Annotated in this window: 8 protein-coding genes; 2 read left to right on the forward strand and 6 right to left on the reverse strand. The window is 31.9% G+C overall.

Annotated features, from left to right (window positions below; genetic code table 11):
* Positions 1 to 365 precede the first annotated feature (365 nt).
* Both PCI70_RS12045 and mobQ read right to left on the reverse strand, forming a co-directional pair.
* On the reverse strand, positions 366 to 839 hold the full coding sequence (locus PCI70_RS12045; protein WP_269915580.1) for a hypothetical protein: 474 nt from the start codon (positions 837 to 839) through the stop codon (positions 366 to 368).
* Positions 836 to 1,729: a MobQ family relaxase gene (gene mobQ / locus PCI70_RS12050; protein ID WP_269915585.1), complete on the reverse strand. Its 894-nt coding sequence runs from the start codon at positions 1,727 to 1,729 to the stop codon at positions 836 to 838. The genes PCI70_RS12045 and mobQ overlap by 4 nt, the downstream gene beginning before the upstream one ends.
* A 192-nt stretch (positions 1,730 to 1,921) precedes the next feature.
* Between mobQ and PCI70_RS12055 the strand changes: the two genes are divergently transcribed.
* Positions 1,922 to 2,203 (forward strand): mobilization protein, encoded by a 282-nt coding sequence (locus tag PCI70_RS12055; RefSeq protein WP_269915581.1) that lies wholly within the window; start codon positions 1,922 to 1,924, stop codon positions 2,201 to 2,203.
* Complete coding sequence (locus tag PCI70_RS12060) at positions 2,196 to 2,594, forward strand: hypothetical protein (protein WP_269915582.1); 399 nt, start codon at positions 2,196 to 2,198, stop codon at positions 2,592 to 2,594. Before PCI70_RS12055 ends, PCI70_RS12060 begins: the two co-directional genes overlap by 8 nt.
* 180 nt (positions 2,595 to 2,774) lie before the next feature.
* Here PCI70_RS12060 and PCI70_RS12065 read toward each other — a convergent pair whose 3' ends face one another.
* The 4 genes from PCI70_RS12065 to repM form a co-directional block, all read right to left on the reverse strand.
* Positions 2,775 to 3,020, reverse strand: coding sequence for a hypothetical protein (locus tag PCI70_RS12065; RefSeq protein ID WP_248133065.1), 246 nt, complete (start codon positions 3,018 to 3,020; stop codon positions 2,775 to 2,777).
* The gene (locus PCI70_RS12070; protein ID WP_248133064.1) at positions 3,017 to 3,394 is read right to left on the reverse strand and encodes a hypothetical protein; all 378 of its coding nucleotides are present in this window, start codon (positions 3,392 to 3,394) and stop codon (positions 3,017 to 3,019) included. The genes PCI70_RS12065 and PCI70_RS12070 overlap by 4 nt, the downstream gene beginning before the upstream one ends.
* 152 nt (positions 3,395 to 3,546) lie before the next feature.
* Positions 3,547 to 3,714, reverse strand: coding sequence for a hypothetical protein (locus tag PCI70_RS12075; RefSeq protein WP_269915583.1), 168 nt, complete (start codon positions 3,712 to 3,714; stop codon positions 3,547 to 3,549).
* Between the two features lie 175 nt (positions 3,715 to 3,889).
* Positions 3,890 to 4,813 (reverse strand): replication initiation protein RepM, encoded by a 924-nt coding sequence (gene repM, locus PCI70_RS12080; RefSeq protein ID WP_269915584.1) that lies wholly within the window; start codon positions 4,811 to 4,813, stop codon positions 3,890 to 3,892.
* Positions 4,814 to 4,940: the final 127 nt, after the last annotated feature.

The raw sequence follows: 4,940 nt of genomic DNA on the forward strand, positions 1-4,940 counted from the left end.
AAATATCTCTATAGTTATAGTTAATGTAAATATATCTACATTAACAGCTAATGTAAACATTGGGACTAAATTTGTAGACATATGGGACTAAATTTGTAGACATATGGGACTAAATTTGTAGACATATGGGACTAAATTTGTAGACATATAAGCTTGGAAAGCCTCTCTATTCAATGCTTTCAGCTTGTCTAAAAGCTTTTAAAAGCTTTAAAAACTATTAAAAACCCGCTTCGCTGATTTTTTCTTTGTTTTTTTTAAAGATAATTTCTTCGTTAAATAGCAAATATTGGTGGTAAATTTAGATACCGAAAAAAGCGTAATCAGAGGGGGAAACATCAACTTGTATTTTGGTCGCTAACGCTCGGTTACTTAGGATCAATTTTGCAATAGTCAGAATTTTTTCCAAAGTGACATGATGATTTAATGACTCTCACACAAGTTTTTCCATCACAACGTGCAATATCTAAATTTAATTTTTGTTCAAGATTCTTAAACTCTTCTCGTCTTTGACTGATTTCATCTAAACTTGGAATAAAACAAAAAAAGATTAAAATTAAGCTCATGGCTGAAATCAAAAAAATCGAGCTGTAAATCAAGATAAATTTACTATTTAAACGTGATGTTGCTTGATCTAAGGCTGAGATACGAGGTTTTAATGCCTCTATAAGCTCCATATTGGTTGTTTTTAGCGTCTTTTCGGACTGTTCCAATACACCCCTAGCCACTTGATTATAAAATTGCTCTAATCGCTTCCTATCGTCTTTTAGTAATTCTCGTTGTTCTTTGATAGTAGCAAGTAAAATATACTGCTCTTCCAAAAGGTCATTTTTGTCCTTCATCGTTCAAATCCTTCTCGACTGATCTGCGGTTGTCTTTGATAAGAAATTTTCTTTTGTTTTTCCTCTGATTTCCGCTTTTGCCATTGCTCAAAGCCTTGCTCTGCTCGGTTAAGCCCTTGTTGAAGGCGTTTTTCTTGTTGTGTTTGGTTATATTGCTTCACTGAATCGTTAAATCGGCTAATTTCTGTTGAAATTCCACGTCTTCGCATTTGTGTCACGCTGACACCTTCATGAATGGTCGCTTGTCGTGAGCTGTTTTGTTCTGCATAGCTACGATGGTCGATTTTGTGCTGTTTACCTGCTTGCTCTAGTACATGGTTAGCAAGTTCTGCCCATTTTTCTCGGACGTGTTTAATTTCTTGTTGGGTTGTCCCTAAGTTGAGGGTTTGTCTTTTGGTATTGCTGAGTTCAATCTCGGTTTTAGTCGTGAGTGTTAGTTTTGCGTTCTCGTTTAATTCAGCTTTTCGAGTGGTGAGCATGATATGGGCATGGTGATTTTTATCGTTTCCACCTGTACTGGGTTCGTGGATAGCGAGATCTGCAACACAGCCATAGCGATTAACTAAAGATTGAGCAAAGTTTTGAGCTAATTCTTTACGCTCTTCTTTGTTAAGTTCATCAGGTAAAGCAATCACCCATTCACGAGCAGTTCGGGCATCTTTTCTGTTTTCCGATTTTTCCGCTAAATTCCATAATTGGTTACGGTCAATTTTGAGATCAAGATTTGAGATAATTTCACTATGAACAACGCCCTGTTTTTTTGTGAAGTCATGGGTCAGTCCTGTTTGTTCATTTTGTAATTTTTCACCTGCTCGATAAGCAGATGATGCGACCGCAGTCCGTCCCGTACTACGGCTGATTGTTTTTGTTGAACAATGATAAATTGCCAATTTCAAAATACCTTTTAATTTTGTGGTGGGGTTAAGGGGTGTTCCCTTACGCATCTTTTGACTTGAATGAAATTCAAGTCGTAAGTGCGCCCTTCATTTCATTTCGGGTTCTTCCACCTTACCAAATTTAGGTTTGTAATTCATTTTAAATTAATTTAATTTATAGAATATATTTTCACGGGTTATTAAATTATGAGTCAATCTATCGATGCCTTAGATAAAAAAATTGACGCACAGTTAGAAAAATTAAAACAGCTTAAAGCTCAAAAACAAGCAGTTCAAAATCGAGAGCGTACTAAACGTAAAGAACAAGAAAGAAAAGAAGAAACAAGACGAAAAATCTTAGTGGGTTCTATGTACTTAAAACGTATGGCAGAAGATGAAAATTTTAATCAGCAAGTGCTTAGTCATTTAGATAAATATTTAACAGAAGAACGTGATCGGAAATTATTTTTAGAGAATTTTAATGATTGATCTACTAGAGATAATTTTAAGTATTTTAGCATTTTATTTTGTTTGTAAAGAGGCACTAAAGGGAGAAAGACGTCCCATAAAGGAAGACTTAAGTATAATCAAAAAAGAATTTGAGAATATATGGGATATACCTAAAAAAAGCCAAATGGAAAATCAAAATTTATTAAAAAGTATTCAAATTAACTATCATGGTATAGATAACGATACTATTCAAAAGAAAATCAAAATATCTGAAATAAAAGCATTTTATGAAGGAAATCATTTGTATTTTAAATTGCCATCATATGAAGTTTTTAAAGTTTCCTATATAACAAAAGTAATTATTTTCGAGTCCAATAAAGTTTTAAAGACTTCAAGTGAAATTGAAACATATTTTGCTCAGTTACTTTAAGTCCTAGTCTAAATCTACAGGCAGATTTAGCTCAAAAGCCTGTAAAGAAATTGAGAGTTTTGAGCTAGATTGATATGTCACGTAAATTCTTTAGTTCTATAAAGACAAAAATGAGAAGCTATTTAACTTCCCATAATCAGTATTATGTTAATTTTAGAAAAATAAATATAATCTAACTTTTTAGTCAATATCGAGGATAACTATATGTTCTCCATACCTAGTGAAATACACTCGGATATTTCCTTGTCTAATTACAGAAACGTCACTACTTAAATCACTTACTCTACTTTCGCTCGATCTATATCCATATCTATGTTCATTTTCATCACTATGTTCCAACTTATTAATTACAGAATTTAGAGGATTTAAAAGACTTCTATTACGTTCAATTTTTTCTTGAACTTCTCTAGTGATAGATATATTCATTTCACCCCCATTTTTTTCAAAAACTCTTTGCAGTCAATTAGATTAGCCTGAGTAGGATCATTTTTAATCATCTGTGCTATTCCTTCTAATTGCGTTCTTCGCATATGAGCTTTGCAATGTGCATCATCTGAAAATTTAGCAACATCTTCATCATAATTAAGTAATGAGCATTGAATCCAGAACCATAAAATACTTACGACCAGTAATATCCAAAATGATAAGACTTGAGGTAGTAAACTCCATGTTAGTTTACCTTCTGGCATAATTTGGCTAGCTAGAATACTTGATAATACGCCAATAACAATTGTTAATACCGTATTTAAAGCTAATCTTAATCTAGGCTTTTCGGACAGTTTTTTTATTAAATCAGCCACATAGTATTCCAGTAAAAGGTTTATATTTTTCAAGTAACTAATTATTCCATAATTTAGAATAGTTATGTAGAAATCCACTCCATTTAACATAATGGACGTTATATGAAATAAGAGCTAATGGCTTGCAATTTTGAAGTTAAAATACCAGTAAATTATTGTTGACTATATATCAGCCACTCTTCCCAAACATTATCTGGATCAATATCTTCATATCCTCGCTCCTTAACTATAGCTTGTGCTATTTCTGTTGGTAAGTTGATAACTGTGGCTTTATCACGAATTTCTTCAACTTCAACTTTAGTTAATTGCCGTCCAGCCATGTTTTTTCCTGCCTCAAGTAGTACTATAAGTGCTGGAGTAAATGTAAGAACCATATTTTTTAAATTTTATTTATATTAATCAGGTATATATTATACTTACAAAATACTTTAGAAAAACTTTATTTAACATAAAATCTCTTATGCGAAGTAGTTATAAAAACCACTTCGCAACTAATCATTTGAAGCCTAGACGCACTAAATCCTTCGATATCTTTTCAACAAAAGTTTGATCAGCTAATTTTTTTCTTAAACGTGCCTCTAAATCTGAATATTCTTCCCCAACTTCTGCATATCGACTAGCAAAACTATTGTCATGAGCAAGTTTATGAGCAAAAAAAGTAATCTGTTTCTCTGTTAAACCTGTAAATATATCTATTGTATTTTTATCTTTTAAACTACCTGAGGTAACTTTTTGAGGGTTTTTATATTTAAAGGTAAAGGCAAACCCTACAATACTTCTACCTTTTTTAAATTGCTGATATTTAACAACTATATTGGTATGTTCATTAATACGGGTAATAGCATGCTCAAGTACACGTTCCTTGAAATTACCCATAACTTTATATTCATTATCTTCTACACCTAAACGCCATCTTAAATCTTTTATATTAATCACAGGCGTTTTTTTCAATTCTTGCCAACACATCAACAATTCATACAAGCGAACAGCATATTTACTTGTTAAATTAACAACCTGTTGTAAATGATAACTTGTGAATTCTTTTTCTAATCTTGTAATTAAAGGAACAACATCAGGGGCGAAAGTTATTTCAAGAGTTGCAAGCTCATCTGTATATGCAATACGACTTACCCAACGAGATTTTACAACTTGACGTTTTCCTTTATTGTCTTTTTCAAAACTAAATTTTCTTTCGAATAAATTATTTACAGCATCTTTTAAAGCACGATAAGCAACACTTTTCACCACATTAAACTTTTGCATATAGTCACTAGCATGAATTTCTATATGCGTATTAGCATCTACTCCTTTTCCAGTTTCTCTTGCTTGTAAAATTGCGAGTAAAACTATTCTTTGTTCCGTTAATTCTAAATTATAACTTGCATTAATTAGAGCATTATCTTTAACAATTAAATCCATTTAAAAATATCTCTATAGTTATAGTTAATGTAAATATATCTACATTAACAGCTAATGTAAACATTGGGACTAAATTTGTAGACATATGGGACTAAATTTGTAGACATATGGGACTAAATTTGTAGAC

Source organism: Acinetobacter sp. HY1485 (assembly GCF_027568475.1).
Classification (GTDB): domain Bacteria; phylum Pseudomonadota; class Gammaproteobacteria; order Pseudomonadales; family Moraxellaceae; genus Acinetobacter.